The sequence below is a fragment of the Enterococcus massiliensis genome, assembly GCF_001050095.1.
Lineage (GTDB): Bacteria > Bacillota > Bacilli > Lactobacillales > Enterococcaceae > Enterococcus_C > Enterococcus_C songbeiensis.
In genome coordinates this window covers 88530-115208 of record NZ_CVRN01000005.1, presented here as the reverse complement: position 1 = coordinate 115208, position 26679 = coordinate 88530, and the positions used below count along the sequence as shown (strand labels likewise).

Here is a 26679-nt window from a genome sequence, read left to right as displayed (position 1 = left end):
ATCGTGTTAATCGGAGGAATTTTTGTTTGCATTTTTTTCATTTTTTAGAAGATAACTGGCAGCTGTCAGCAAAATGGTCAGGAGCAAAAGAAAGAAAGGAAATAAGTGCAGTGACCATTGATCTGCGAGCCAACCAAATAAAGGGGGAATCAGCATGACACCAATATAAGCAGCAGCCATTTGTGAACCAATCACTGCTTGAGAATAGTTCCTTCCAAAGGTTTTTGGCGTTAAATGCGTGAAATTTGGAAAAAGCGGGCCATTGCCCAAACCAATAAAAAATAAGGGCAAAGCGGCAAACGTTTGTGGAAGGGGAAAAATGAGTAGAAGTAAAGCCCCAAAGATAATTCCCTCACCGATAAAAATAATCTGCCAAGTAGTTAAAAAACGGGAAAGGACACCGGAGAAAAAGCGACCTATTGTCATTCCCAAGTAATAAAAGGTTAAAACACCGGCAGCGGCGGCAACCGGTATTTCCCGAACCTGAACAAAATAGCTGGCGCCCCATATGCCACTAGTAAATTCCAATCCACAAGAGCTAATAAAGACAAGCCACACCAAGCGGACTTTAGGATTTTTGCTTAGGTGAAACAAAGAAATTTGTTTTGGTTGGCTTTCTTCTTGAACCTGCGCCCATTTTGCCTGAACCTTTCCCCATAAGGGTTGGCTGAAAACCATCAAAAAAGCGATCACTAATTGTACAAAAAACATTAAACGGTATCCTTGGTGCCAGCTTTGGCCGCCACCTAAAATCTGACTCATCAGCAGAGGACTCATAGTGATTCCGATACCATAAAAACAATGGAGAAAATTCATGTGAATCGCTTGATAGTGAAGAGCAACATAATTATTCAGTGCAGCATCAATTGCGCCTCCACCTAAACCCAAGGGAATGGAGCAAAAGACCAGCCAGAGAAAATTCGGAGCTAAAGAAAAGCCGAATAAACCGATTGCTGTGGCAAAGGTACTGATAACTACCGTTTTGTTGGTTCCCAATGTTCTAATCAAGCGTGCACTGTTCAAACTAGCGATAACTGTCGCTCCTTGCAGGACCAATGTTAGGATGTTAAGGGAAGCAATCGGAACTTGAAAATCTTGATAAATCGCCGGCCAAGCAGTACCTAATAGGGAGTCGGGTATGCCTAGTCCAATAAAAGCAATATAAATGAAAAATAAGAGTAATGTAGCCATAGTTACCTCGTAAGTTTTTTTAGTTGTTGGTTAGCTAGTCTTGAAATAAAGAAGAAAAATTTTGTTGTTGAATGCCTTTTAAAAAAGCAGTGACAAAATTTTCTTCGGCTTTTGAGAGCGTCTTATCCATACGATGAGCAATGAAATAGCTCAGGGATAATTCGGTAACCGGAAACAAATTATAGTTTCCGGGTTTAAGAGAATAAATTACACTTTCCGGAGCAATGGCTAACCCAAGACCGTTTTTAGCAAGTTCCACCACTGTATAGATATTATCGCTTTCTAGGGAAATTGCGGGTTCAATTTTATATTTTTGAAAGAGCTGATCCATTTGACGACGAATCGCTGATCCACTGGAAGTCAGCACAAATTTTTCTTGCAGCAAGTCCTTTATTGCAATCGATTTTAGGTCTAATAAGCGAATACCTGCTTGGTAAAAACGAGAAGAGTCGGGAATGATACCATAGTAATTTTCTTTTGAACACTCGTAAACCTTTAGATTTGGGGAAACGGTCTCGGGATTTTGACCGATGTAAAAATTCGTTTCGCCTTTCAACACCTTACTTTCATTGGTTTTTGGCAACTTCTCATCCAACAACAATTTTACTGTTGGATTATTTTGCTGGTATTCCGGCAGAAAAAGCGGCAGGAGAAAAATCCCTAAGCTAGACAAGATGCCGACTCGAATTTTTGTTTGATCGGGATCAGTATATAGCTCCAATTTCTTTTGAAGTTGAGAGGCCTCCATTTCGAGGGTTTCTAAATATTGATAGTAAACCTTGCCAGCCTCTGTCAATTGCAGGTGACCGGTATGACGATTAATAATCTCTGTTCCTAATTCTTGTTCTACTTTTTGAATCGCTTGGGTTAAATAAGGCTGCGAAATAAATAAATCTTTGGCTGCTTTGGTGTAATTTCCGTGCTTTAGAAGAATATCTAAATAATGCAGCATCACCGGTGAGTCTTTTAGAGCCATGAGTATCCCTCCAGTTTCTTTTCATTATAACAAAATACTTATAGCATGATAGTTAAATAAATATTTCACAAACAGTTGTGTAAGGATTAGACTGACCTTAAGTAAATGGAAACGATATTTACTACAAAACAGAAGAAAAATAAAAAAGTTATTTGCGCATTTTTTGAGCAACATAAATTTTTTTCTTCAATATTGTTAAATATATCACATTTAATTTTGAAAGGAAGTTTTTAAATGAAACTTATCGGAATCGTTGGAACAAACTCGGATCGTTCCACCAATCGAAAATTATTACAGTTTATCCAAAGACATTTTTCTGATCAAGCAACCATCGAACTTTGTGAGATCAAAGATATCCCAGCTTTTGATGAGCCGGAAGATAAAACACCACCAGTAGCAGTCCAAGAACTATCAAATAAGATTACCAAAGCTGATGGTGTGATTATCAGTACACCAGAATATGATCACACAATTCCTGCTGCTTTAAAAAGTGTTTTGGAATGGCTATCTTATACGACACAACCATTAATTGATAAACCTGTGATGGTAACGGGGGCTTCATTGGGTTCGTTGGGGTCTTCTCGGGCTCAAGCACATTTGCGTCAAATTTTAGATGCGCCAGAATTGAAAGCCCGTCTTATGCCAAGTGCCGAATTTTTATTAGGTCATTCGGAACAAGCCTTTGATGAAGAAGGAAACCTGAAGGATCAAGAGAAGGTTGCGGAACTGGAAGAAGATTTTAATGAGTTTTTGCATTTTGTGACCTTGACCAACCAATTGTTAAAGGATCGCAGTAAAAAACAAACCAAACCATTTTCATGGGAAGTCTAGTGAGGAGGAAGTAAAATGAAATATGCAGCACTTATCGGAACAAATGCCAATCATTCGTATAATCGAACACTTGTGCAATTCATGAAAAAACATTTCGCAGATTCTGCTGAAATTGAAATTTTAGAAATCAAAAATGTACCAATGTTTAATGAAACAGACGATCAAACAGAAAGCCCAGTCATCCAAACCCTCAACCAAAAAATCAGCGAAGCCGATGGAGTCATCATTGCGACACCTGAACACAATCATTCCGTTCCTTCTGCATTAAAGAGCGTTTTAGAATGGTTGTCCTTCAATATCCATCCTTTCGATGGTAAACCAGTTATGATTGTTGGAGCTTCTTATGATGTTCAAGGATCATCCCGCGCACAATTGCATTTACGGCAAATTTTGGACGCACCGGGAGTAAATGCTTCGGTTATGCCAGGGAGCGAATTTTTACTAGGTCGTGCGCAACAAGCCTTTGATGAAGATGGTAATTTGAAGGATGTTAGAACGATTGAATTTCTAGAAAGCTGTTTCCGAAAATTCATCCGTTTTACAGAAATTGCCAATTTATTGAATGTTCCAGAAAATATCACCTTTGAACCAGGAAAATATGAAGTGACGGCGGTGGGACATAACGGAAATCTACCAATGACTGTCACTTTAAGCGATGATCGAATCGAAGCAATCGATATCGATACATCAGGTGAATCAGAAGGAATTGCAGATATTGTCTTTACTCGAATTCCCCAAGAAATCATTGATGGGCAAACCCTGAATGTCGATGCCGTTTCTGGGGCATCAGTCACCAGTCACGGGGTAGTTGATGGCGTGGCAAAGGCGGTACAACTTGCCGGAGCAAATCCGGATGCTTTAAGAAAGCGCCCCAAAACCGGCTTCATTCCTCAAACAAAAGCGGTAGAATACACAACAGATGTTGTTGTTGTCGGTGGTGGTGGCGCAGGTTTAAGTGCGGCAGCCAGTGTTTTACAGGCTGGAAAAAAAGTAATCCTCGTCGAAAAATTCCCTGCACTTGGCGGAAATACAGTTCGAGCTGGAGGACCAATGAATGCAGCGGATCCTGCTTGGCAAAATAGCTTTGATGCTTTGCCGGGTGAAAGTGCAACATTGGAAGAAATGCTGCATCTAGATGAAAGTACGATCGATCCAGAATATTTAGCCGATTTTAAAACATTGAAACAACAAATCAATGCTTATTTGAAGGAAACTACGGACACGAAAGAATATCTTTTTGACTCCTCAATTTGGCATCGAATCCAAACGTATCTTGGCGGAAAACGGACAGACTTAAAAGGAAATGTCATTTATGGTCAATACGATCTTGTAAAAATCTTAACGGATCATGCATTGGAATCAGTCGAATGGTTGGAAGAAGTTGGCGTAGCGTTCGATAAAAATCACGTGGATATGCCTGTTGGTGCAAAATGGCGTCGGGGACACAAACCTCTTAAAAGTGAAGGCTTTGCCTTTATCTCTGCATTGAAAGAGTTCGTTGAGAAGAACGGCGGCACAATTCTGACCGATACACCAGTCAAAGAATTACTAATTGAAGATGGCAAGGTAGTAGGTCTTATTGGTCGGGGCATTAATAATCAAAAAGTCACGATTCATGCAAAAGCAGTGGTTTTGGCTTCAGGTGGTTTTGGTGCCAACACGAAAATGTTGAAACAATACAATACTTACTGGACACAAATTGATGACGACATTAAAACATCGAATTCACCTGCGATTACCGGTGACGGAATCAAACTAGGTGAAAGTGCGGGAGCGGATTTAGTAGGTATGGGCTTTTCACAAATGATGCCTGTTTCTGATCCGAATACCGGAGCACTATTCAGCGGGTTACAGGTACCGCCAGCAAACTTTGTTATGGTTAATCAAAAAGGCAAACGATTCGTTAATGAGTATGAAAGTCGTGATGTTTTGACTCAAGCGGCTATTGATAACGGCAGTCTGTTTTACTTGATTGCCGATGATGAAATTAAAAAAACAGCTTACAATACAAATCAAGAAAAATTAGACAAACAAGTTGCTGCAGGAACCTTATTCCGATCAGAAACGATTGAAGGGTTAGCAGAGCAACTTGGAATGGACCCAGCAACTCTGAAAGACACGATTGAAAAATATAACTCTTATGTAGATGCAGGAAATGATCCTGAGTTTGGCAAAGATGTTTTCGATCTAAAAGTTACGAAAGCACCATTCTATGCAACACCAAGAAAACCAGCCGTTCACCACACCATGGGTGGATTGAAGATTGATACGCAGACACATGTTTTAGACAAAAATGGAAAACAAATTTCTGGATTATATGCTGCCGGGGAAGTTGCCGGTGGAATTCACGCAGGAAATCGTTTAGGAGGAAATTCCTTAACGGATATCTTTACCTTTGGACGAATCGCTGGGAAAACAGCAATCAAAGATTTTTTTGAATAAATGATTCATCCATAGTTTAGGAAAAAATTTGCTAAATCAGTGAGTAGAAAAATGCTCATTGATTTAGTAAATGAATTGTTCGTTTATCGGTTTTAAAAATTCATGTGAATTTTGTAACAATAATAGCAATGGAGGAAGAAAATGGAAAATAAATCATTGAATCGCTGGCCAGTTCTAATTGCTTCAACAGCAGTCTTGCTGTGTACTGGTGCAGTGTATGCGTTTAGCGTTTTTGCAGGTCCACTAAGTCAATTAAAGGGTTGGAGCATGTCAGAAATTATGTTGGCGTTTACTATTAATGCCGCTGTTGGACCAATCACTATGATTCTTGGTGGGTTTCTAACAGATAGAGGGTTAGCCAAATGGACGATTTTCTTTGGTGGGATTCTTTTCGGCGTAGGATTTTTCTTGACTGGACTAGTAAATTCGCCAGGGATGCTTTATCTTACTTATGGTATTTTAGCTGGTTTGGGGCAAGGATTTGCTTATTCTGCTTGCCTAAGCAACACCTTACGCTTGTTTCCAGACAAACGTGGCTTAGCATCCGGACTAATCACAGCAGGAATGGGGGGTGCTGCAATTATTGCTGCACCAATTGCCAATAGTCTGATTGAATCACAGGATGCGTTGTACGCATTTAGGATGTTAGGAATCGCCTATATACTTGTCGTTGTCGTTGCCAATTTCTTTATTAAAAATGCACCGACTGACTTCAAGCCAAAGGGATGGACAGCGCCGGTTGTAAAAAGTGGCAATAGTTCAATTAATAAAAATTGGAAAAAGATGTTGCAGACACCAGAATTTTATTTAATTATTTTTATGCTGGGGGTCGGTGCATTCTCCGGATTGATGATTGCATCAAATGCTGCAGTCATTGGACAAGAAATGTTTGGTTTAACTGCGGCAGCTGCTGCGTTTTACGTAAGTCTTTATTCTCTAAGCAATTGCTTGGGTCGCGTTCTTTGGGGAACCGTCTCTGATCGTCTTGGGCGGACAAAAACGTTGCTGATTATCTATACTGTGGTGGCTTGTTCACTATTAGTATTAGCTTTGCTTTCGGGAACGGCAGCTTTTGCTATCGGTATTATCGGCTTAGGTCTATGTTTTGGTGGCGTGATGGGAGTTTTTCCATCAATGGTTATGGAAAACTACGGTCCTGTCAATCAAGGTGTTAACTACGGTATCGTTTTTATCGGGTATTCGACGGCAGCCTTTTTTGGACCAAAAGTTGCAACCGGGATGGCAGCGAACCACAATGGTGACTTTACCCAAGCCTTCTACACAGCAATTGTACTAGCTGTTGTGGGACTATTGTTGGATCTCGTTTATATCCAACGAAAGAAAAACCAACAAGCAGAACCATTGGTTAAAGGCAGATAATCAAAAATAGACAACTTGGGTCGTTTTTCCTTTTTTTAGGAGAAGCGGCTTTTAATTTTGGTATAGTAAACAAGATAAAATATTTCTGTGACTGATAGATATTAACTAATTTTAAAATACACCTTACTTAGGTGAAATCTCTTCCAAAAACAACATTCTTTTAAAAAGTGAGGAAAGAATGTTATAACTAGAGTAATGAAAAATAAAAGGATGGATAAGAATGACAAAAATAGACGGAACGTTTACGTTTCCAAGAGGATTATCAGTAAAAAATCGGATCGTTATGGCACCAATGACTACAAAAATGTCTTTTTATGATGGGGTAGTAACGCAAGATGAACGGGAATATTATGGCTTGCGCTCTGGTGAAGCTGGCATAGTAATTACTGGTGCAGCAAACGTTCAGGAAGATGGAAAAGGCTGGGAAGGGGAGTTAGGCGTGTATGATGACCGTTTTATTCCCGGGTTAGCAAAATTGGCTTCAACCATCAAAGAAAATGGTACGAAAGCCATTCTGCAAATTTTTCATGGAGGACGAATGACAAACTCAGCGATTTTGCGGGGAACCCAAACTATCGCACCCAGCGCGGTTGCCGCTGAACGTCCAAAGGCAGAAACACCTCGTGAAATGACTTCAGAAGAAATTTACACCTTGATTGATAATTTTGCAAAGGCTACTGAAAGAGCCATTAAAGCAGGGTTTGACGGGGTTGAGCTGCATGGAGCCAACACTTATTTAATTCAGCAATTCTTTTCTCCTCATTCCAACCGTAGGGAAGACGAATGGGGCGGTACGTTAGATAAAAGATTTCATTTTATTGATTTATTGGTAGATAAGGTCTTGGAAACAGTGGATAAAAGCGACGCGGAAGACTTTATTGTGGGATATCGTTTTTCTCCAGAAGAATATGAAACGCCAGGAATTCGATTTGACGATACTTTGTTCCTTGTCGATCAATTAGCAAATAAAAAACTGGATTACCTACATCTTTCTCTTAACGATTTTGCGAAAGTCTCTGTCAGTGAAAACTACCAAAACAAAGCAATGATGGATTATGTGGCAGAGAAAATTGATCATCGGCTACCTTTGATTGGTGTAGGGAATGTCCGAACCAAAAAGGATGCAGAAAATGTCTTAAAACAAGCAGATTTTGTTGCGATTGGACGGGCAATCTTGATTGATCCTCATTGGCCAAGTAAGGTCTTGAATAATCAAGAAGAACTATTACGCACCCGTCTTAGCCAGTATGACCGTGAAGAACTGCTTTTACATGATGGTGTCTGGGAATTTTTAATCAATATGATGCCAGAACGATTAATTGATTAACCTAAAAAGTGTATCCGGATTTTCGAGTCCAGATACACTTTTTTCGATTATTGTTTTACCACTGGAATCCAGATTTCACCCGTTACCTGATTTTCTTTTTGTTCATTCACAACGACAGTATTAGGACCACCTACATAGGCATAGTCAGAAAGATTCATCAGAACGTCTCCAAAAGCACTACCCGTTAATTGCATAGCCAAAGATTCAATATCAGAAGAAGTTCCAGAGATAATAAGATATTCGCTTGTAGGAAATTCAATGTTACGAGTGACTTCCGGCAATGTTTCATCCGTCTGTACTCCGAAGTAATACATCATTTTATCGTCATAAGCTTCATTTACTAGAAATAATTCTGGTGTTTTTGCTACTGATTTCAATTTATCAAAAGTTCCGTTTGTTTGAATTTTTTTATAAAAATCTGCTTTTTCTTGATTGATCCCCATAAAATCTGTGTAATGGCTTTTTAATTCTACGCCTGTTCCGGCAACGTACAATTTCTGAATTAATGACCGAGTTTCAAGTTTCCCGTGCGACAGCTATTCGCGATGTGCGAGAAATTGAGGCCAGTGGTATGCCCTTGGTCTCAGAAGTTGGTCGAGATGGCGGCTATTCCGTTATTCAAAATTCTCTTTTACCTGCGATTCGGTTCAAAGACGATGAGGTAAAGGCGCTTTTTCTTGCTTTTATGGCTACACGCAATCAGCAGCTTCCTTATTTAAAAAGTCGCCAGTCTTTGACCGAGAAATTATTAGGACTGCTTTCTGAAAGCCAGCAGGAGGAATTGATTATTTTGAATCAGTTGATTCAGTTTGCGAGCACTAATGCTAAAAATCCGGAGCTGCTCGAACTCAGCGATCAGCCTTCACCTATGGTAGAGAAAGTCATCCGTTTAGCTTTGAAAGATGTTTATCTGAATATAGTGGTGGAAGAGGGGAACAGACAGGAAACTTCCTTCATTTATCTTCTTCACCTTTATCAAGAAAATGGAGCATGGTTAATTGATGGCTTTGATCTCGACAAAAAAGAAGAGAAAATAATTTTTGTTAAAGATATTCTGGAGATTAATTTGGCACCCTCAAAGAACACATGGACAGAAAAAAAGATTCGTATGTTATTGACGCAACAAGCACCTGTAAACAATTTCAAGTTGCAGCTTAGTGGTACTGCCATCTCACAATTTAAAAAATACCATCCAATTCATTTACTGCTGGCTTATACTTCACCGTTTCAGTCAACAGCCATTGTAAAAGGATTTATTGATTTAAATGATTCTAAAAAAATTCAAGAGGCCATCAATTGGTTGTTGTTTCTTGGTGAGGAGTGTAAGATTCTGGAAATTCCTGATATGGTTGAAAAGAAATTACAGGAACGAATTCAGGGCTATATTGGAAAATTTAGTGGATAAAATTGGAATTTTCTGCTTTATCTCTCCTATAAATTATAGGATTTCCCTGCTGTTTTTCTAAATGACTATCCGCAAAAATTTTTTCTTAGATAGTAATTTAGAAAATTGGTTCAGGAATTATAGCTAATCAATGACGTATTCCTAAATTTATTTTGTTTCATGAATATATACGAAGCAGTTAGGGGTTAGCTATAGGTATAAAGGCTCTGTCGATTAACAATCCATCTTTCAGAAAAATACAGATTTTCAGGAAAGATGGATAGAAAGACAAATACCTCCATACAAAACGAGTGCTATTCAATGAAAATGAAGCAACTTAACCTATGATAATACTTAATCTTTTAGATACAGGTTGCTAACGTGGTTAATTATTGAAAAAATTATTCTTTTCCATAGCTTTCAGCGATAAAAATTGTTTTGTTTAGGCAATAAAAGAAACGAATCAACTGTATAAAAATTATGTAAACTAGGAATTAGATTTTTAATGTATAGCGGTTGTTTTTTTCATATAAACCTTCAGCAATTGGTTTGAATTTTTTAAGTCATATAAGGAATTGAAAATTCTAAAATAATATTCTAGTTCGTGAATACTGACGATTTTCTTTAAGACAATTATTGGGAAAACTTTTTCCTAGCAAAGTAAAAACCAAAGATTTATTCACTTACTTACTTGTTCCCTTTTTTATTTATAAAATAACAATCTTTCTTAAAAAACGGTTCTTTTCCGAAAATTAGATAGACTTTGATTTACTAGAATATTTTTGCAATTTCACATAGCCCTATTTTGCGTACTTGCTTATTTATCGGAAAATATCATTGTGTTATCAAAGATTATGAGTTTTTTCGTTGACTTTTCGGTATATACCAATTATAATTATTATAGGATCTTCCCTACCCTATAATTGAAAGGAATGAAAAAGAATGGATGAAGAACGTATTTATGAATGTATTCAAGATGAATTAAAAAACATGCCCGAGTTTGTTTCTGAATTTGTAAAGATAAAAACAGTCGGACAGTACTCTCCTCTTACAATTTACGAGTATCTAAAAAATTATCGTCCCTTCTTTGAATATCTGACACAACATCATTTGGTTGCTGAAACAAAGCCGGCTGATATCTCGATTGCATCGATGCAAAAGTTGACTGTTCTGGAATTAAATGATTATAAAGCATTTTTACAAACGAGAAAACCACATCGCTCCCCCGCTGCTCAAGCAAAAGTTGCGACTAGTTCACCAAAGAAAAAAGCTAGAAAAGCTAAGTTATCAACGGTGACCGTGCAACGAGCAATCACTGCCTTAAAGGTTCTCTTTAAATTTTTGACTGAAAGTTCTGCGAATAAATGGCATAAACCCTATCTCGAGCATAATCCGATGAATGAAGTAAAGAGTGTTGCTGTCAAAATGACACTACAAGCTCGGGCAGATAAAATTTCTGACTATCTTTTTTTAGGAGAGCAAACGCAGGAATATCTGGACTTTATTGAAACAATTTATCCGACAAAAATTTCTGCTCAGGCAAAAAAATTTTATGATCGTGACAAAGAACGAGACCTCGCCATCAATGCATTGATTCTCTACTCCGGTTTGCGACTTTCAGAAGTCGTCAATATTGATTTAGAAGACTTATCCTTTGAAAAAAATCGGGTTCGAGTTGTCCGTAAAGGTGCTAAAGATGATGCCGTTTATATTGGTGCAAAAGCAATGGAATATCTCGCAGCATACATCGAAATTAGAGCAAGTCGTTATAAACCAGATGAGGATGAACCTGCATTTTTTCTTTCTAGAAGCAGTAAACAAGCCAAAAGAATGACTGGTTCTGCCATCGAAAAAATGGTTGGTAAATATTCTGAGATGTTCAAAATTCGCATTTCTCCTCACAAAATGCGGCATACCATGGCAACTCGCCTGTATCTCAATACGTTGGATCTTATGCTCACAGCAAAACAACTGGGCCATAAGGATACCTCTACCACTACTCTTTATACAAGTATTGCCAACGATGATACCAAGGATGCACTGAATAACTTGTGAAAAATGAACTTTATATTTCAACAACAAAAAAGCAGAGAAAATCCGCCATTTTCATTTTGGCGATTATTTCTCTGCTTTTTTGTTGAAAAAACATAATACTTCCATAGAAAACATTCAATTATCGAGTATTGCCCAGTTGCTTGTCAGCCAGGTTAAAATTCAACTTCCTCAGTTTTTTGAAGTGACTGAAAGAATAGTTGCGTTAATAGTAACTGGTGATACAGTATTAACAGCTGATTCACCTTCAAAGGTAATGACCACGGATGTATTGATTTTTAGTTCTTTAGCAAATTCCAGATAATTTTTAGTAGTAACTGCTAATTCTACTCTTTCTATTTCAGGATTAGTTGTTGCTAGCAGGATAAATGAACACCTGTCGTCCGTTTTTTCTATGTTGAGAATGGTACCATCCAGTACTGTTTGATTGGCATTATTTACTCTAGTAAAGAAAAGAACGGCGAAGATGGTCAGTATTGCTAACAACGACAATATAACTACTCTTTTTTTCATTTATTATTCTCCTAAAGATACTATAACATCAATAGACATTTTGCTTATGTATTCGCGACCAACTCAGATTAGTGAAATAAATAGGACTGACAATACGTCTGCCGACTATATCACCATCATGCCCCATTTCCTTCAAAAGGATTTGAAATAAGAAACGAATATTAACTCTGCTCATTGTGTAACCTAAATTGTTTCGGAGATTGACCATAATATTCGCCAAATTTTCGAATGAAATAAGAAACATTAGGTAATCCTATGTCAGCAGCAATTTCTTTTATTGTCTTAGTTGAATTCAGTAATTCTCTTTTTGCATGGTCCATCCGAATAGCCATTAATCTTTGCTGCGGTGTTTGGTTGGTTACTTTCTTAAAAACATGCCGCAAATGAGATTCTGATCCGCGAGCCAAATAAGATAACTCCTCTAATGTCAGATTCAATTGATAATTTTGCTGTAAAATTGTTTCTATCTCCTTTGCCCACATCACATCATCGATTACTTCATCCGTTGGTCGGCATCTTTTACAGGGGCGATAGCCCTGTTTTTCTGGTTCATTCAAATCGTAATATATTTCTATATTTTCTTTATTCGGGATACGTGAATGACAAGAAGGTCGGCAAAAAATCTTGGTTGTTTTTACTGCGTAACGAAACAGGTCATCATAGGTTTCATCATTTTCCACAATTGCTTGCCATTCTTTGTTAGTGACCATTTTATGCCTCCTTTAAATGCGTATATTTTCCAATTTTTTTCTTTCTACTCCTTCTAAAGCCAACAATGCAATTTTGCGATTCATTCCACCGGCATAGCCCGTCAAAGATCCATCCGTTCCCACCACTCTATGACAGGGAATTAAGATAGTTATTGGATTGTGTCCAACAGCTCCCCCAACAGCGCGGGCAGAACTTTTTTTGCCATTTTCTCGGTTAAATATCTTATCAGCAATTTCTTTATAAGTAATTGTTTGACCATAAGGTACGCCTTCTAAAATTTCCAATACTTTTTTTCGAAATTCTGTTACTTCGGGTGCAAGGAATGATTGGTCTACTTCTGGATTTTTCCCTGCAAAATACTGTTCTAACCACTTTTTTACCCATTTGGTGACCTGATTGCTTCCGCTGTTTATGACTGATAAATCATATTGTGAACCATGATACGATTGATTTTCGAACCAAATACCTTTAACTGTTTTTTCATCACACAAAATATCTAGCTTACCTAGCGGTGATAAATAGTCACTTTTATATAGCATATTTCTGATCCTCCTGTTTAAAGCTGCTAAACGACACCATATAATTCTAATTAGGTTCCTACGTAATCTAATAGTAACAAAAATTAGGTGCAAAAAATATCACTATGTGGCTTTTTAATTCATTGTTTGGATGTCCTTTATAAATAAAAAAGCAGAGAAAATTACCCAATTTTTTGGCAATCAGTCCCTGCTATTATATATTGTTTTTATAAGGCTAAATTTTTAGAGGCTAGTCAACGTTTGAAACTAGCCCAAACGTTTGATGGTTTCGACTGGATGATCTTATCCCTAATAAATGCGGGTATTCCTATTTAATCTCTAATAAATTTTGGTAGAGTGGTTTCGTGCGCAAATCGTATACGCCCAAAGAGCCCTTTGCTAGTTCAAAGACCCGTAGCACTTCTTTACTCGTTGGTGTTGGATAAATCTGATTTAGATAGGCATTTTTTTCAAAAATTTCATCTAAATATTTTGTCCCAATTTCTTCCACTTTCCCTTTGACTGTGATTGAGATTGAAGACATGGTATCTTCTCCCTTGATTCCCGTAATCGCAACGTATGGGTGAGTTAATAGTTGAGTATAAAATGGTTTAGTATTTGCGGTTAAAAAGAATAACTTATTTCCCTTTATGAGCATCACATCAATAATACGAGATTCAGGCATGCCATTTTTATCTACTGTTGAAAAGACGGTATACTGAATTTCATCTTTTAAAAATTGTAAATAGTCTGCGATGGTCATTTTGTTGTGATCCATTTGTGTCACTTCTTTCTGTTCATTTTTTCACGGAAACCACACTTGGTTATCTAACAACTACATGCGTAAGGTAACCGCTACATTCAAAACAATTCCAAAAATCAAGAAAATCCATGTCCAATATTTATTTGGTATGAAAAACAGTGAGGATCGATCTTTTACTTGAACCCGTTCGCCTGTCTGCTCATTCACATAGGTTTGGACTTCATCTGAAATATAGCGTTTCGTCAGAAAATAATTTATTCCCGCAGTTAATAGCGTAGTAAACAAACCTTCTATAAAGAAAATTATAGGATTTGAATCATCTAATGGCAGACGATTAATAAACCAGTAACCTGGAACGCTCCCGATAATAAGTGCTAACAGCACTAATCCACCTTTTCCTCGCCAAATAATCATATTACTTCCACTCTATTCTTACTAAATTTTTCTTGAGAAATTCTGAGCACTTTTTACCTATAGAGTTCTCTAAAATTTGTACTTGTAACGCGTTCTTGTCATTAGAAAATGCTCTGTAGAATTGCGACTCATTTATTTTATTATATAAGAATTTAAAAACAAAAACGTGTCAATTTTTAGTCTCAAGTGAACAATTTATGACAAGTTATAAAAAATATCAAGAAATTTGGCGAAAACTAGAGTTGATAGAAAAAAATTTCTTTTTGCGTATCAATAGTCGTTACATTTACTTATTCATTTTGTAGGATATTCCTGGTAATCATTCATTTATCAAGAGATTCGGGTGTAATTGATGGTTTTCTTTTTGCTATTACCCAATAAATACATACCAGTTTAACGATTGCATTGAAAGCAAAAAAAAAGAATTATGATCCTCATTAATCATAATTCTTCATAGATAGGTAAAAAACTATTTATACTTTCAGTCTATTCTCCAAGGCCAGCTCAATACAGGACTCAATCAGTTGAGAAAGAGAGTTACCTGCTGCGGCCATCATTCTGGGGTATCGACTGTAAGAGGTGAACCCTGGTAAAGTATTGATTTCATTGATTACCAACTGCCCGTCTTCACGCAAAAATAAATCGATACGGGCAAGTCCTTCACAACCTAAACTTCGAAAAATTTCTTTAGCAGTATGTTGAATTTCTTTTCTTTTTTCAGCCGGTATATCAGCTGGGACGGTAAAAAAAGAATTTTCTGAACCATTTTCCGGTGTTTCTTCTTGATGAATACGAAAAATACCATGGGATAAGGTAATTTGATCAACTTCACCAACGACAAGATTGTCGCGGTTTCCTAAGACAGCACAACCAACTTCCGCTCCGATAACCGCTTCTTCAATCAGGATTTTGGTGTCATATTTCCTAGCTGCTTCAATCGCAGCCCATAACTCTGCTTGTTTTTTCACTTTTGTCACGCCAAAGGAGGAGCCTGATCGTGCAGGTTTGACAAAAACAGGATAGGAAAAGTTCTTTTCTGCAATATTTGTCTCTTCATTAATGACTGAAAAATTTGGAGTTAAAAATCCGGCGTTTCTGGCAACGGTGTAAGTCAATGCCTTATCCATACAGATAACGGAGCTTTCAATTCCGCACCCTACATAAGGAATACCGGATAATTCAAATAATCCTTGGATTGCTCCATCCTCTCCGGTTTTTCCGTGAAGCGCTGAAAAAGCTACGTCAACAGGAATAAGCTGATATTCTTTTTCTTTTAAGACAATCAATCCGTGAATCGCTTTGTCCGGTGAAAGGATTGCTGGCTGACAACTCTCCTGCTCCCAGCCAATTTTTGGCCTATCGCATAATCGCCAGGCACCTTCTTTGGTGATTCCAATATAAATTGGTTGAAATTTTTCTGTATTGATATGCTCGGCAATTTCTCTTGCGGATTTTACAGAAACTTCATGTTCCTCTGAAGCTCCTCCAAATAAAATGACGATGTTTAACTTATTCATACTGATTTCCCCTTCTAAAATTAGTTTATTATTGCGCTAAATATTCTTCTAAACAGATTGCTTGATCGTAAATTTTTGTAGCAGCAGCAACCCCCACATATCGATAATGCCACGGCTCATTGATTACTCCAGTTATGGTTGTTTTATTTGCGGGATAACGATTGATGAACCCAAATTTATGGGCGTTTATTTTTAACCAGCCATACACCTCCTCAGAGGAAGAACGCAGCTGATCTTCATTGATATCTACGGCAATTCCTAATTGGTGCTCACTCGTTCCAGGAAGTGCAACCCATTGTTCCGCTTTTTCTTCTGCTTGATTTTTACCGTACCCCTCAGACTGATACTCAGCAATTTTTTCATCCAGCAATTTCTGTTGCTCCTTTGTACTTCGATATCCAGACACAACTACCGGATAAACATTCTCTGCTCTTGCTGCATCAAACATTTTTTGCAGAAAAGGATAAATTCGCTGATCAATTAATTGCCCATTCGATAGTTCTTTTAATTCTACCGAATAGTTGTTAGGTATTGTGTGCCATTTATTAACAAGAATAAGAGCCCAGTCAGATGAATCAGTAGTCGTTTTTATTGTAGACTGCGCATCTGTCGTAGCAAAACCAAGCACGGATTCCTCAAAAAAGTCATGTTTATTCTCTGGTATACCAATGAAATAAACCAGCCCTGCTACAAGTATCAAAAGGAAGCTGCCGGTAGTCCGCCACCCTTTTTTCGTTTTGAAAAATCGACTTCCAAAAGTATAGAAAAAAAATCCACCTAGACCACCAACCGTATTTAAAAGTAAATCATCGACATCAGAAATATCTTGAGCCAAAATATATTGCGTTAGTTCAAGCGTCAGACTCAGAAAAAATGATCCTGCCAAAATGCGTAGCAAATGGCGATGTTTTGATGATAGGACCGTAACCATATATCCAAATGGGACAAATAAAAGAGCTTTTCCTAACAACTTACTGGCTCCAGCTAGAGAAGCTCCGCCCCTAAATGGAATGATATTGATGCTTCGTCCACCTAAATTTTCAACTTGAAAAAAAGATAGTTTGAGAACAATCAGTAGATAAACGACCAGTAATATGGTAATGATTATTTTTTCAATAGTTGCTTTTTTCATATGATTTCTCCTCTAAAAGTAATAACTTTGTTCTACGGTCATTATTATGGCAAAGCTATCTGTATCTAAACTGGATATTTCCTGTAGTTTTTCTGTAGAGACAAAAAAAACGACCAATTTCATGGTCGTTTCTACATTTATTTAGATACTTTTGGGAAAAGCAGCTTGAAACAATACGCCTTTTTCCGTGTTTTCTAATTTAAATTCGGTATTCATTTCATTCAGTAGTCTTTGCACGATGGTCAGACCTAGTCCACTGCGATGTTCTTTTCCCGTTCGTGCTTTGTCTCCTCGATAAAATGGGTCAAAAATCTTTGTCAAAATTTTATTATCGATTTGCGCCTGTGCATTCAAGACGTTTAGTCGATAACTGTCAGAATACTCTTCACTCCAAATACAAATTGTCGCTTCATTCGGAGAATTTTGTAGCGCATTGGCTAGGACATTGGACAAGACTTTTCTTAACATGTTCACATCAGCAAGAATAAATGTTTCTGCTGGAATAGTTATCTTGATAACCTGTCTTGATTCTTCAAGCAATGACTGGTATGGCAGTAGAGCTTCATTGACAGACGAAAGTAAATCTACTTTTTCAGGTGATGCAATTATTTTTCCATCGTTCAGTTTAACTAATTCCAATATCTCAGAAACCAGCTCACTTTGCCTATCCATTAATTTCAAACATTCCCGCAAATATTTAGGATGATTTTTATATTCTCCGATATTTGCCAGCATCCCCTCTAATAAAATACTCGTGGCAGCAATCGGTGTTTTCAATTCATGAGAAGCCGCTGAAAAGAAATCTCTTTGAGCTTCTTCCATCTCCCGCTCGCGGATAATCTCATTTTGTTGGTGGGCAATTGTCTCTTTTAGTTTATGATACATTGAATGAATATCTCGGGATAAATCCCCCAATTCATCTTTACGATTCGGCAAACTTTGGGTCATATCTTCAAGCTTAGACATTTTCTTTGTATCTTCTGCCAGCCTTTTAATGGGATCAGCAACTTGCTTTGTAAAAACATACGCAATCACTAAACACAAAATCACAATAAAGATAAAAATAAGTAATCCCCGCAAGAGCATTTCCCGATGAAATTTCGTCAGAACTGGACGAGTTTGGGCAATAATGGAATACCCCAAGGAATCATCTTTATAAACGACATAATAAAAATCCTTTTGTGCATCAGCTGTAATATCTGCTTCAGGAGTGGCGTAAATTTCCTGATTTCTACCACTAGCAATCGCAAATTCAAAAGATTGATTCTCGTTATAAAATTTTTCAGCTACCTCCGGGATGTTGTCATAATCACTGTTTTTTACTCGATTTACTAATGGCTGATAAGAAGTAAAAATTTGCTCTTTTTCCACCGACCGATACAAGGTGAAAAACTGATTATAAAATAATCCCGCCGTGACAAGAACTAAAAACAGCATGGCAAGAATCGTATAGCTGAATATTTTTAGAAAAATCCCATTTTTCCTCATGGTTTATCCTCTAAATAATAACCCACGCCGCGTACTGTTTTAATAATATTTTCCGGCAGTTTATTTCTTAAATTTTTGATGTGGGTATGAATTGTACTTTCGTCCCCCTCAAATTCATAGCCCCAAACACGAGACAAAATAAATTCGTGGGTGAGCGTCTTCCCTTTGCTTTGAATCATCAGCATTAAAATCTCAAATTCTTTTAATGTAAGTCCTAACTCTTCTCCGTCATAAGTTCCGTTGAAGCTTTCTGGAAAAAGTGTCAGTTTCCCCCGGTGAAGCTCCTTTGATAAAGCACCTGTTCGGCGAAGCAGAGCTTCCACCCGTTTTAGTAATAATTGAATTTTAAATGGTTTCGTTACATAATCATCGGCCTCTTCATCAAAGGCTTTTAGCTCATTTTCATCATCAGATAGAGCTGTCATCATTAAAACAGGGGTATCATTAAGCTTCCGTAATTCCCGTAAAAGCTCATGTCCATTCATTCCCGGCAGCATGATATCCAGAATCACCAACTGATAGATGGTTTCATACATTTTTTCATACGCATCATTTCCATCTGAACAGGCATCCACCTCATACCCCGCTTCAGTCAAAAAAGTTTTTACTGTATTGCAAATATTCTCATCATCTTCGACGAGCAAAATCCGTACAACCATATTTTCCCCTCCCATTAGAAATTTTACTAGGACAATCTGTGTTTTTTCTGTATTTAAAATTATTTACTTTTTCGAAAATAAATGCGTTACACGAGAAAAAATTTTTTAGGTTTTCATACATCAAGTTATACCGCAAAAATGCTAGAATATCGAGTATAGTCTTAATGAAAGTTACTATTTTCTTTCCTGTAGTTTGCATTAAACGATTTCTTTATTTACTACTAATTTATGACTCAAAAATAACCCTTATAAAACAAATAGTTGAGTGTTCCTATTTAAACATGATACTATGAATTGTACGTAATTTATTCAGCAATTTAAGATATCCTATGATTATTATTTCTTAAAAAATAACTAATTATCTTCTCCTGCGTCAACTGACTAACCATTTCCCAAATAAGCTATTTTCTTAAAGTCCCTATTCTTACTAAAAAGGAGCTCACCGTTATGAAAATCATCAAAGTCAGCACCGCTTCCCATGACCTTCGTCCCGCAATCAGCAAGATATTTGTTGAAGGTTTCTATGAATGGTTAAAATTTTTCTCCAAAGATAAAGAAAAATTAGCCCGAACCTTTACTCATATTTTTAATCCAGAAGTTTTTTATGCCGCGGTAGAAAATGATATCATTTTGGGTTTTGCAGCCTGTAGTGATGGCACAAATCCATCGGTTCAATTAAAACAGCAAGAATTTAGAAAACACCTTGGATTCATCAAAGGAACGATTGCCTATCGTGTTTTGAGACGCGAATTTGAGGAAAAACCGTACCCTTTTGAAATTTTGCCAGATATGGGTGCGGTGGAGTTTGTTGCTACAGATAGTCAACATCGAGGCCGAGGCGTAGCAACACAAATTATCCGCTATATTCATGAGACTACTCCCTATACTACGTATGTTTTAGAAGTAGCCGACACAAATACCAAAGCACTCAAGCTTTACGAAAAACTTGGTTATCACGTCTTTAAATCCGTTGCGGAACGTCACGCTAAGCGTAGTGGTTTTAATTTTTATCTGTACATGGAATATACAAAATCATGATAGGTACTCTAACTGCAAAGTTGCTTATTTGGCAACTTTTTTTGTAACGATAATCAAAAATTATTTTCTTTCTGCAAAAAATCTTGTTGATAATCTCTCACATATTCCTCGAAAGAAGTCGCTTTTCGCCCTAAAACTTGTTCAACTGTCGCTGTTACCTTCTTTGCATTCCCAAGTTGGGTGATGAGGTAAAGCATCACCATCACATTCACGTAGTCTTTTTTTATTCCTCTTTGCAGCATGGTCCTACGAAAGCCCAATAAGCTTGGTTTGCTGTAACTAATTGTTTTCCCTAAAACGTTGGTCATAATCGCTGCAATTTCATTATACGTCCATGCTTTTTCTCCAGTTATTTCCAGTTCTTTGTTTATGTAATCGTTCGATAACAGGCATTTTGCACTGACGGCGGCAATATCTCTTGTATCAATGAAACTGGTTCTTGAGTTACCGGCTGGAATGTACAATTCATGATGATCACGAATATCTGCTACATGTGTGGTGTTTAGATTTTGCATAAAGAAGCATGGTCGGATAAATGTATGAGGAATACCTAATTCAAGAATTTTCTTTTCAATTTTATGATGCGGGGTAACTGGATTCTTTTCAACGCCAATCAAGGAGACAAACACGACTTGTTTTATCTTTCTTGCTTTGACTTCCTCTAAAAAAGGAAACATATCTTTTTTTGGATCTGCTAGTTGTGGAGGACGAATAAAAAATACTCGATCAACATTTTCTAATGCTTTTGAAAAAGTCGCTGGGTTCAGAAAATCAAATTTAATCAGTTCTACATTGGCAAAGTTCGCAAAGCGAGTGGTTGCACTCTCAGGATGAAAAATGCCAGCAATAACTTGAACATTTTTATTTTTTGATAACTCTTTTATTAGCGGAAATCCAATATTTCCTGTTCCTCCGATAACCAATATTTTTTCCATTAGACTACTTCCTCACTATCTAATTTTTGTAAAATTTGATTTAAACGTTCACTCTCATTTTGAGAAAGCTTGGCGGTAAATTCCTCTAAAATTTGATTGCTGATTTTCACAGCTTTTGTGTAAACATCCATGCCCTCTTGACTTAAAAACAAATCAAAAGCCCGACTATCCGCTTTATTTTTTCGTTTGTATATGAGTTTTTTATTTTCTAACCGTTTAATAATTGCCGAGATAGTCGGTTTATCCATATCAAGAATTTTTGCCAATTCATTAGCGGTCATTAACTTATCATTGTCATAATGACTCAACTGCTGGATCACTGCCCACTGCTGCACCGTAATATCTAAAGGATGTAGCGCATAATTTAGTTTATATCTCAATTTTTTAGACACGCTCATTAATAAATAGCCCGTATTATCCATTCAATCATCTCCTAATATGGTTAGTTTACTAACTATATTCTGAAAAGTAAAGCTTTTATCCAGGCAAAAAACGAAATTCATTCTTATCTCCAAAAAAACAGAGAAACTTTTCCAATTTTGGAATTTGTCTCTCTGTTTTCTTGTCTCTTTTAATAAGCTTGCTTCAAAAATTATTTTTTATAAAGTGCGAAAGTGTTCCTTCTGCTCTTTGGTCAAATGCTCCATTGCATATCTCAATTGAATGCGTGGCATATCATGCGCATATTTTTCAAGAAATACGAGTAACTGTGTCTCATCTACATCACCTGCTGCCCGTAACATCCAACCAGAAGCTTTATGAATCAGATCTTCCTGATCTTTTATCAGTAGCTTCGCAATTTCAAACGTCTCTTTTATTTCTCCTTGCTTAATAAAAAAGCCTGTGGTGACAATCGCAGTTCGTCGTTCCCAAATATTTTGCGATTTTGCTAAATCATAAAGAACATCCCGAGGTTTATCGATTAAGTATCTTCCCACCACCCATGGTGCACTACGATCAACAATATCCCAATTATTAATGCGATCATGACGGCGCAAATAAAGCTCAAATAATTGCTTACGCTGATCTTCTGTAATTCTCTTGCTTCGTGCCTGCCAATCCATAACACTCACAGCTCCAACACGTGCTTCATGGATTGGGCTTTCTAAGACTTTTTCAATTTCTGAAAGTGGAAGCTGAATGAACTTCTTGGCTAATTTGAAGACATCCCCCATCCGTACACCGATAAAATAATCTTGCACCGACTGTTTGTCTTTTTCAAATGTAAAAAAGCGCTGATATTTATCCATCTCTTCCTCAGATTGAAGGTCCTCTAATTCATCTAAAAATTGCGTAGCAGTTAAGTTCTTAGACATAAGAAATCTCCTTTTTTTAAATTATAGCGTAATTTTTGTGATTCGATTAATTTATTTCACATTCTATAGCTTCCTCAATATTATAGAGAAAGTATTCAAAAATCCTTTCCATTTTCAAATTGTTCCTTAACTAAAAAGAGCAGAAAAAGGAAAACCTTCTTTCTGCCCGTTTTAGTATTTGTGTGAAATTTCCACTTATAACGCTTCAACAATCTTTTGAAGAATATTCTCCACTGTCACGCCATTTTCAGTAAGTAATTCTGCTGCGTTGTAACGATCATGAAAGGCTTTTTCTAGCCCATAGGTTTGGACTTTAATCTTGGTGTTTCCAAAATAATCGGAAACCGTTTGTCCGTACCCGCCATCGATGATCCCATCTTACATTGTCACAACGAGTTGATGGTCAGCACTCAAATGATTAAGTAATTCCGTATCTAACCCCGAAATAAATCTTGGATTGATCAAGGTTGCTTTGATTCCATGCTTTTCTTCCAACCCTACTGCTACTTCTTCAGCCAACTGATAAAAATTACCAAGTCCAAGAAGAGCCACTTGTTTTCCTTCTTGGATCACTTGATTCTTGAAAAGTTGAGAATAATCAGTCGTATCTGGAATACCTGTTTCTTTTAGCGGACCAACAGGTACACGAATAGCAACCGGATGATTCGTTTGGTCAATAGACCAGTCAAGCATGGCAAGGTATTCTTCCTTATTAGTAGGTGCAAGATAGACGATGTTTGGAATATGACTCAAATAAGAAATATCAAAAATTCCCAAGTGACTCTCATCATTCATTCCATTGACAGAGGCACCATAAACCAAAATTGTTCCTGGTAAATCGTTTAAGGCTAAATCATGAGAAATTTGGTCATAGCTTCGTTGCATAAAAGTTGATGTGACTGCCCAAATGGGTTTAACGCCATTCTTTGCTAATCCCGCCGTCATACTTGCTGCGTGCTGTTCTGCAATACCCACATCCACAAACTGTTTGCCGACTTTTCTTCGTTGTTCCTGATTAAAAACAACCATGGGTGTTCCAGCATTGATTGCCACGACTTTAGGATCACTGGCCATTTTTTTCATTAAGAAATCGGTCGTGACACTTCCATAAGAATTCCCGCTGTTTCTTCGAGTGTATTCCCCGGTTTCCAAACTAAATGGACCGCCAGCATGGAATTTTTCTCGATTTTCTTCAGCAAATCTAAACCCTTTACCTTTGATTGTATGAATATGCAGCAAAATCGGATGATCAGAATCCTTTACCTGTTCAAACAGAGCAATCAATGCGTTTAAATCATTCCCATTATCAAGATAACGATAATCAAAGCCCAACGCTTTAAAGAAATTATTTTCTGCCGCACCGTTTGTTTCTCGTAATGCGCGCAGGTTTTGATAGATACCCCCATGGTTTTCGGCAATGGATTGATCGTTATCATTCACAATCACGATTGTATTTGTTCCTTGCTCAATAATGTTATTAAGCCCCTCATAAGCTAATCCACCGGAAAGTGATCCGTCTCCGATAACAGCAACGACATTACTAGTTTCCTCTTTTAAATCCCGCGCTTTTGCGACACCATTGGCTAAAGAAAGAGACGTTGATGTGTGACCTACCGTGAAAAGATCATGTTCACTTTCTTTTGGATTTGTATAACCCGAGACATCGTCATAATGTACTGGATCAATAAATGCTTGCACACGTCCGGTCAGCATTTTATGAATATAACTTTGATGGGAGACATCAAAAATAAATTTGTCTACTGGTGATTGAAAAACATAGTGCATTGCAACGGTCATTTCCACAACACCAAGATTGGGACCGTTATGTCCTCCATGATGGCTGACCTTTTCTAGCAGTGCTTGTCGTGCTTCATCAACTAATAGTTGTAACTGTGCAGTGGATAATTTTTTTACATCCTCTGGACCTTTAATTGTTTCTAAAATCATAGTATTCCTCCTTCATTCTGGGTTAGTGTACACCTTAAACTGGACTTTAAGTCAAGTTTATTTTAGGATTTTTCAAAATATTTTCATCTATTTATTGAAAATATTTTGACTTTGCAAATAGTCTATGCTAAAAATAGACTATAAATAAGGGAATGAATGTCTCCCTTGGTATAAACCAAAACCGCAAAAGAGCTGATGACTTCTACAAGTGAACTTATTTGTAGATTTCTCGGCTTTTTTTATGATTTTTAGAAAGGGAAAACGCGATGGAACAGACAAAAAAATATTTTTTAAAACAAGAAGGCGCGCTTTATGGCTCGGTTATTTTTGTTGCTAGTGTGATGGGAATTATCTCCCACTACTTATTAAGCGCTTTGCACTTTGTTTCTACGTTGCGAGAAAATAATAACTTTTTCCTTTTTTTCTTGCCATTTATCGGAGTGCTGACTGCCTACGTCTATCAAAATTACGGAAAAGGCGCACAAAAAGGCAATAATTTAATTATTGAAAGTACTCAAAAAGAAGGACTGGTTCCATTACGGATGGCAGTATTTACCTTTATCTTTACCATCTTGACCCATTTATTCGGAGGATCTGCTGGTCGTGAAGGATCTGCGGTGCAAATCGGTGGCGTTTTATCGAACAAAACTGGGACCTTCTTCAAATTAGAGAAAGAGAAAAGAAAACAATTAATTCATGCTGGCATAAGCGCAGGATTTTCTTCCATCTTTGGTACTCCTTTAGCTGGCGCATTTTTTGGAATGGAAATGGTCTTTATTGGAAAACTAGAACGAAACTCTTTGATTCCCTGCTTTCTCGCTTCATATTTAGCTAATTTTATTTCTATTCAGATGGGAACGACTCATGAACTACATCAAATCAAAGATATTCCCCAATTCAGCGTATCTATTCTTTTGATTGTTGTGCTCGCATCTGTTTTGTTTGGTATTTTCGGCTATTTATTTGCTTGGTGGGTACACACGTTAAAAAGAATCTACCAAGAACAGATGAACAATTATCTGCTTCGTGCCTTTATTGCTTCGGTTATTTTTGTTGCGTTCATTTTTATTTTTAATGGTCAAAAATATGAAGGGTTGAGCTTGGGAATTATTGATGAAGCATTTGCAGGAGGTTCTTCCTTTTTCGATCCGATATTAAAATTATTTTTTACAGGTTTGACATTAGGGGCGGGTTTTCAAGGTGGAGAAGTGACCCCATTATTTGATATTGGTTCTAGCCTGGGAAGTGCGCTGGGAGGCTTCACAGGAATTTCCCCCTCCTTCTTAGCTGCTTTAGGCCTGATTGCTGTATTTGGTTGTGCAGCCAATGCGCCATTAACGACCATTATGTTAGGCATTGACCTTTTTGGAACAGAGGCTATTCCCTACTATGTAATCGCGGCTTTCGTCAGTTATCTCGTCTCCGGTCATCAAGGAATTTACACGTCACAAACTATTGTTCATTCCAAACTGTTCTTTTTAAAACACCACGAAGGTTATCAATTAAAGGATATAAAAAATATAAAGTAAGCCAAAAAAAACTGTTGTAGATGAAATATTGGTTCTTTGTCCAATGATGTTGGTGAAGAGTAATCTTAGAATTATTGGCGACCAACGGACTTTTTCATTGATAAAGCAGTGTTTTTTCGCTACAGAGGTACTGCAACAAACGTCCGCCGACAAACTTCTATATTTAAAACGGCGTTCCTGAGTTCAAGGTAGGTACGGTATTTTGAAACAACGTCATTCTTACAGTGATTGGATTCTTTGGCTGCATAGGGCAATTTTCCATGATGAATATTTCAGATTTGACCTTTGTATTTTTCCTTTGTTAGACAAATTTCGTTAAATGTAACCGATTGATCTAGAATATCCAATCTTTCTTTGATAAGCTGAGTGTAGGACATCTTGATTCCTCCTTTTGGGTTGGTTCGCCAAATTAATTCTAAAGGATTTCAGGGTGTCTTTTCTATTGTTTTTGAAAATAAAAAAGATGCCAGTGAGATTCACCAACATCAAAAAGTATAGAGCCTAAAAATCAGTCATCTGACGCGACATATTTTCCATCTTCGGATAATTTATTAACTTGTTTTTCAGTCGTAGATGTATTGGTTGATGAAGAACTAGGTTTAGAAGTGCTATTACT

General features: G+C 37.2%; 22 protein-coding genes, 4 pseudogenes and 1 riboswitch. Of the genes and pseudogenes, 8 read left to right on the top strand and 18 right to left on the bottom strand.

Annotated features, from left to right (window positions below):
* Nucleotides 1-6 precede the first annotated feature (6 nt).
* Nucleotides 7-1191, bottom strand: coding sequence for an MFS transporter (locus BN1875_RS03605; RefSeq protein ID WP_048603501.1), 1185 nt, complete (start codon nucleotides 1189-1191; stop codon nucleotides 7-9).
* 34 nt (nucleotides 1192-1225) lie between these two features.
* Nucleotides 1226-2167 carry a LysR family transcriptional regulator gene (locus tag BN1875_RS03600; RefSeq protein WP_048603500.1) on the bottom strand — a complete coding sequence of 314 codons (942 nt, stop codon included), beginning with the start codon at nucleotides 2165-2167 and terminating at the stop codon, nucleotides 1226-1228.
* 234 nt (nucleotides 2168-2401) lie between these two features.
* Here BN1875_RS03600 and BN1875_RS03595 point away from each other — a divergent pair, with 234 nt between their 5' ends.
* From BN1875_RS03595 to BN1875_RS03580, 4 genes are all read left to right on the top strand, one after another.
* Nucleotides 2402-2998, top strand: coding sequence for an NADPH-dependent FMN reductase (locus BN1875_RS03595; RefSeq protein WP_048603499.1), 597 nt, complete (start codon nucleotides 2402-2404; stop codon nucleotides 2996-2998).
* A gap of 15 nt (nucleotides 2999-3013) precedes the next feature.
* Nucleotides 3014-5440, top strand: coding sequence for a flavocytochrome c (locus BN1875_RS03590; RefSeq protein WP_048603498.1), 2427 nt, complete (start codon nucleotides 3014-3016; stop codon nucleotides 5438-5440).
* A gap of 141 nt (nucleotides 5441-5581) precedes the next feature.
* On the top strand, nucleotides 5582-6820 hold the full coding sequence (locus tag BN1875_RS03585; protein ID WP_048603497.1) for an L-lactate MFS transporter: 1239 nt from the start codon (nucleotides 5582-5584) through the stop codon (nucleotides 6818-6820).
* 220 nt (nucleotides 6821-7040) lie between these two features.
* Nucleotides 7041-8147: an NADH-dependent flavin oxidoreductase gene (locus BN1875_RS03580; protein ID WP_048603496.1), complete on the top strand. Its 1107-nt coding sequence runs from the start codon at nucleotides 7041-7043 to the stop codon at nucleotides 8145-8147.
* Between the two features lie 47 nt (nucleotides 8148-8194).
* Here the strand turns inward: BN1875_RS03580 and BN1875_RS03575 are convergent, their stop codons facing one another.
* On the bottom strand, nucleotides 8195-8590 hold the full coding sequence (locus tag BN1875_RS03575; protein WP_231586066.1) for an effector binding domain-containing protein: 396 nt from the start codon (nucleotides 8588-8590) through the stop codon (nucleotides 8195-8197).
* Nucleotides 8591-8652: 62 nt separating this feature from the next.
* Here BN1875_RS03575 and BN1875_RS03570 point away from each other — a divergent pair, with 62 nt between their 5' ends.
* A complete protein-coding gene (locus tag BN1875_RS03570; RefSeq protein WP_082147237.1) occupies nucleotides 8653-9552 on the top strand; it encodes a helix-turn-helix transcriptional regulator in 900 nt (299 codons plus the stop codon).
* Nucleotides 9553-10473: 921 nt separating this feature from the next.
* Nucleotides 10474-11586 carry a tyrosine recombinase XerS gene (gene xerS, locus BN1875_RS03565; RefSeq protein ID WP_048603493.1) on the top strand — a complete coding sequence of 371 codons (1113 nt, stop codon included), beginning with the start codon at nucleotides 10474-10476 and terminating at the stop codon, nucleotides 11584-11586.
* Between the two features lie 168 nt (nucleotides 11587-11754).
* Here the strand turns inward: xerS and BN1875_RS03560 are convergent, their stop codons facing one another.
* The 10 genes and pseudogenes from BN1875_RS03560 to BN1875_RS03520 all read right to left on the bottom strand — a co-directional run bounded on the left by BN1875_RS03560 (nucleotide 11755) and on the right by BN1875_RS03520 (nucleotide 19298).
* A complete protein-coding gene (locus BN1875_RS03560; protein ID WP_048603492.1) occupies nucleotides 11755-12096 on the bottom strand; it encodes a hypothetical protein in 342 nt (113 codons plus the stop codon).
* A 161-nt stretch (nucleotides 12097-12257) separates the two neighbouring features.
* Nucleotides 12258-12806 (bottom strand): bifunctional transcriptional activator/DNA repair enzyme AdaA, encoded by a 549-nt coding sequence (locus BN1875_RS03555; RefSeq protein ID WP_048603491.1) that lies wholly within the window; start codon nucleotides 12804-12806, stop codon nucleotides 12258-12260.
* A gap of 12 nt (nucleotides 12807-12818) precedes the next feature.
* Entirely contained in the window at nucleotides 12819-13346 is a 528-nt protein-coding gene (locus BN1875_RS03550) for a methylated-DNA--[protein]-cysteine S-methyltransferase (protein ID WP_048603490.1), read from the bottom strand.
* Nucleotides 13347-13653: 307 nt separating this feature from the next.
* Nucleotides 13654-14103 (bottom strand): pyridoxamine 5'-phosphate oxidase family protein, encoded by a 450-nt coding sequence (locus tag BN1875_RS03545; protein ID WP_048603489.1) that lies wholly within the window; start codon nucleotides 14101-14103, stop codon nucleotides 13654-13656.
* Nucleotides 14104-14160: 57 nt separating this feature from the next.
* Nucleotides 14161-14502 (bottom strand): hypothetical protein, encoded by a 342-nt coding sequence (locus BN1875_RS13800; protein WP_048603488.1) that lies wholly within the window; start codon nucleotides 14500-14502, stop codon nucleotides 14161-14163.
* 473 nt (nucleotides 14503-14975) lie between these two features.
* A complete protein-coding gene (gene vanA / locus BN1875_RS03535; protein ID WP_048603487.1) occupies nucleotides 14976-16019 on the bottom strand; it encodes a D-alanine--(R)-lactate ligase in 1044 nt (347 codons plus the stop codon).
* Between the two features lie 28 nt (nucleotides 16020-16047).
* Nucleotides 16048-16626 (bottom strand): annotated as a pseudogene (locus tag BN1875_RS13510) (M15 family metallopeptidase); the annotation flags it as partial.
* 159 nt (nucleotides 16627-16785) lie between these two features.
* Nucleotides 16786-17151, bottom strand: a pseudogene (locus BN1875_RS13795) (VanZ family protein); the annotation flags it as partial.
* A gap of 141 nt (nucleotides 17152-17292) precedes the next feature.
* Nucleotides 17293-18639 carry a sensor histidine kinase gene (locus tag BN1875_RS03525; RefSeq protein WP_048603486.1) on the bottom strand — a complete coding sequence of 449 codons (1347 nt, stop codon included), beginning with the start codon at nucleotides 18637-18639 and terminating at the stop codon, nucleotides 17293-17295.
* Entirely contained in the window at nucleotides 18636-19298 is a 663-nt protein-coding gene (locus BN1875_RS03520; protein WP_048603485.1) for a response regulator transcription factor, read from the bottom strand. The genes BN1875_RS03525 and BN1875_RS03520 overlap by 4 nt, the downstream gene beginning before the upstream one ends.
* Before the next feature lie 447 nt (nucleotides 19299-19745).
* Between BN1875_RS03520 and BN1875_RS03515 the strand changes: the two genes are divergently transcribed.
* Nucleotides 19746-20336, top strand: a complete 591-nt coding sequence (locus tag BN1875_RS03515; RefSeq protein WP_048603484.1) for a GNAT family N-acetyltransferase — start codon at nucleotides 19746-19748, stop codon at nucleotides 20334-20336.
* 53 nt (nucleotides 20337-20389) lie between these two features.
* On the opposite strand, the gene BN1875_RS03510 is transcribed toward BN1875_RS03515, so the two are convergent.
* The 4 genes and pseudogenes from BN1875_RS03510 to BN1875_RS03495 form a co-directional block, all read right to left on the bottom strand.
* Nucleotides 20390-21271 carry an SDR family oxidoreductase gene (locus BN1875_RS03510; RefSeq protein WP_048603483.1) on the bottom strand — a complete coding sequence of 294 codons (882 nt, stop codon included), beginning with the start codon at nucleotides 21269-21271 and terminating at the stop codon, nucleotides 20390-20392.
* Nucleotides 21271-21693 carry a MarR family winged helix-turn-helix transcriptional regulator gene (locus BN1875_RS03505; protein WP_048603482.1) on the bottom strand — a complete coding sequence of 141 codons (423 nt, stop codon included), beginning with the start codon at nucleotides 21691-21693 and terminating at the stop codon, nucleotides 21271-21273. The genes BN1875_RS03510 and BN1875_RS03505 overlap by 1 nt, the downstream gene beginning before the upstream one ends.
* A gap of 177 nt (nucleotides 21694-21870) precedes the next feature.
* Nucleotides 21871-22587 (bottom strand): DNA alkylation repair protein, encoded by a 717-nt coding sequence (locus BN1875_RS03500; protein WP_048603481.1) that lies wholly within the window; start codon nucleotides 22585-22587, stop codon nucleotides 21871-21873.
* Nucleotides 22588-22782: 195 nt separating this feature from the next.
* Nucleotides 22783-24534 (bottom strand): annotated as a pseudogene (locus BN1875_RS03495) (1-deoxy-D-xylulose-5-phosphate synthase).
* A 139-nt stretch (nucleotides 24535-24673) separates the two neighbouring features.
* Nucleotides 24674-24746, top strand: a riboswitch (Fluoride riboswitch).
* 54 nt (nucleotides 24747-24800) lie between these two features.
* Between BN1875_RS03495 and BN1875_RS03490 the strand changes: the two are divergent.
* The gene (locus BN1875_RS03490) at nucleotides 24801-26063 is read left to right on the top strand and encodes a chloride channel protein (RefSeq protein ID WP_048603480.1); all 1263 of its coding nucleotides are present in this window, start codon (nucleotides 24801-24803) and stop codon (nucleotides 26061-26063) included.
* Nucleotides 26064-26069: 6 nt separating this feature from the next.
* Here BN1875_RS03490 and BN1875_RS13790 read toward each other — a convergent pair.
* A pseudogene (locus tag BN1875_RS13790) lies at nucleotides 26070-26440 on the bottom strand (ISL3 family transposase); the annotation flags it as partial.
* Nucleotides 26441-26679 lie beyond the last annotated feature (239 nt).

What these genes read in the sequence shown, in the direction of transcription:
- BN1875_RS03605 (WP_048603501.1), bottom strand. Translation starts at nt 1,191, where the DNA reads ATGGCTACATTACTCTTATTTTTCATTTATATTGCTTTTATTGGACTA.
- BN1875_RS03600 (WP_048603500.1), bottom strand. Translation starts at nt 2,167, where the DNA reads ATGGCTCTAAAAGACTCACCGGTGATGCTGCATTATTTAGATATTCTT.
- BN1875_RS03595 (WP_048603499.1), top strand. Translation starts at nt 2,402, where the DNA reads ATGAAACTTATCGGAATCGTTGGAACAAACTCGGATCGTTCCACCAAT.
- BN1875_RS03590 (WP_048603498.1), top strand. Translation starts at nt 3,014, where the DNA reads ATGAAATATGCAGCACTTATCGGAACAAATGCCAATCATTCGTATAAT.
- BN1875_RS03585 (WP_048603497.1), top strand. Translation starts at nt 5,582, where the DNA reads ATGGAAAATAAATCATTGAATCGCTGGCCAGTTCTAATTGCTTCAACA.
- BN1875_RS03580 (WP_048603496.1), top strand. Translation starts at nt 7,041, where the DNA reads ATGACAAAAATAGACGGAACGTTTACGTTTCCAAGAGGATTATCAGTA.
- BN1875_RS03575 (WP_231586066.1), bottom strand. Translation starts at nt 8,590, where the DNA reads ATGGGGATCAATCAAGAAAAAGCAGATTTTTATAAAAAAATTCAAACA.
- BN1875_RS03570 (WP_082147237.1), top strand. Translation starts at nt 8,653, where the DNA reads ATGACCGAGTTTCAAGTTTCCCGTGCGACAGCTATTCGCGATGTGCGA.
- xerS (WP_048603493.1), top strand. Translation starts at nt 10,474, where the DNA reads ATGGATGAAGAACGTATTTATGAATGTATTCAAGATGAATTAAAAAAC.
- BN1875_RS03560 (WP_048603492.1), bottom strand. Translation starts at nt 12,096, where the DNA reads ATGAAAAAAAGAGTAGTTATATTGTCGTTGTTAGCAATACTGACCATC.
- BN1875_RS03555 (WP_048603491.1), bottom strand. Translation starts at nt 12,806, where the DNA reads ATGGTCACTAACAAAGAATGGCAAGCAATTGTGGAAAATGATGAAACC.
- BN1875_RS03550 (WP_048603490.1), bottom strand. Translation starts at nt 13,346, where the DNA reads ATGCTATATAAAAGTGACTATTTATCACCGCTAGGTAAGCTAGATATT.
- BN1875_RS03545 (WP_048603489.1), bottom strand. Translation starts at nt 14,103, where the DNA reads ATGGATCACAACAAAATGACCATCGCAGACTATTTACAATTTTTAAAA.
- BN1875_RS13800 (WP_048603488.1), bottom strand. Translation starts at nt 14,502, where the DNA reads ATGATTATTTGGCGAGGAAAAGGTGGATTAGTGCTGTTAGCACTTATT.
- vanA (WP_048603487.1), bottom strand. Translation starts at nt 16,019, where the DNA reads ATGAATAAGTTAAACATCGTCATTTTATTTGGAGGAGCTTCAGAGGAA.
- BN1875_RS03525 (WP_048603486.1), bottom strand. Translation starts at nt 18,639, where the DNA reads ATGAGGAAAAATGGGATTTTTCTAAAAATATTCAGCTATACGATTCTT.
- BN1875_RS03520 (WP_048603485.1), bottom strand. Translation starts at nt 19,298, where the DNA reads ATGGTTGTACGGATTTTGCTCGTCGAAGATGATGAGAATATTTGCAAT.
- BN1875_RS03515 (WP_048603484.1), top strand. Translation starts at nt 19,746, where the DNA reads ATGAAAATCATCAAAGTCAGCACCGCTTCCCATGACCTTCGTCCCGCA.
- BN1875_RS03510 (WP_048603483.1), bottom strand. Translation starts at nt 21,271, where the DNA reads ATGGAAAAAATATTGGTTATCGGAGGAACAGGAAATATTGGATTTCCG.
- BN1875_RS03505 (WP_048603482.1), bottom strand. Translation starts at nt 21,693, where the DNA reads ATGGATAATACGGGCTATTTATTAATGAGCGTGTCTAAAAAATTGAGA.
- BN1875_RS03500 (WP_048603481.1), bottom strand. Translation starts at nt 22,587, where the DNA reads ATGTCTAAGAACTTAACTGCTACGCAATTTTTAGATGAATTAGAGGAC.
- BN1875_RS03490 (WP_048603480.1), top strand. Translation starts at nt 24,801, where the DNA reads ATGGAACAGACAAAAAAATATTTTTTAAAACAAGAAGGCGCGCTTTAT.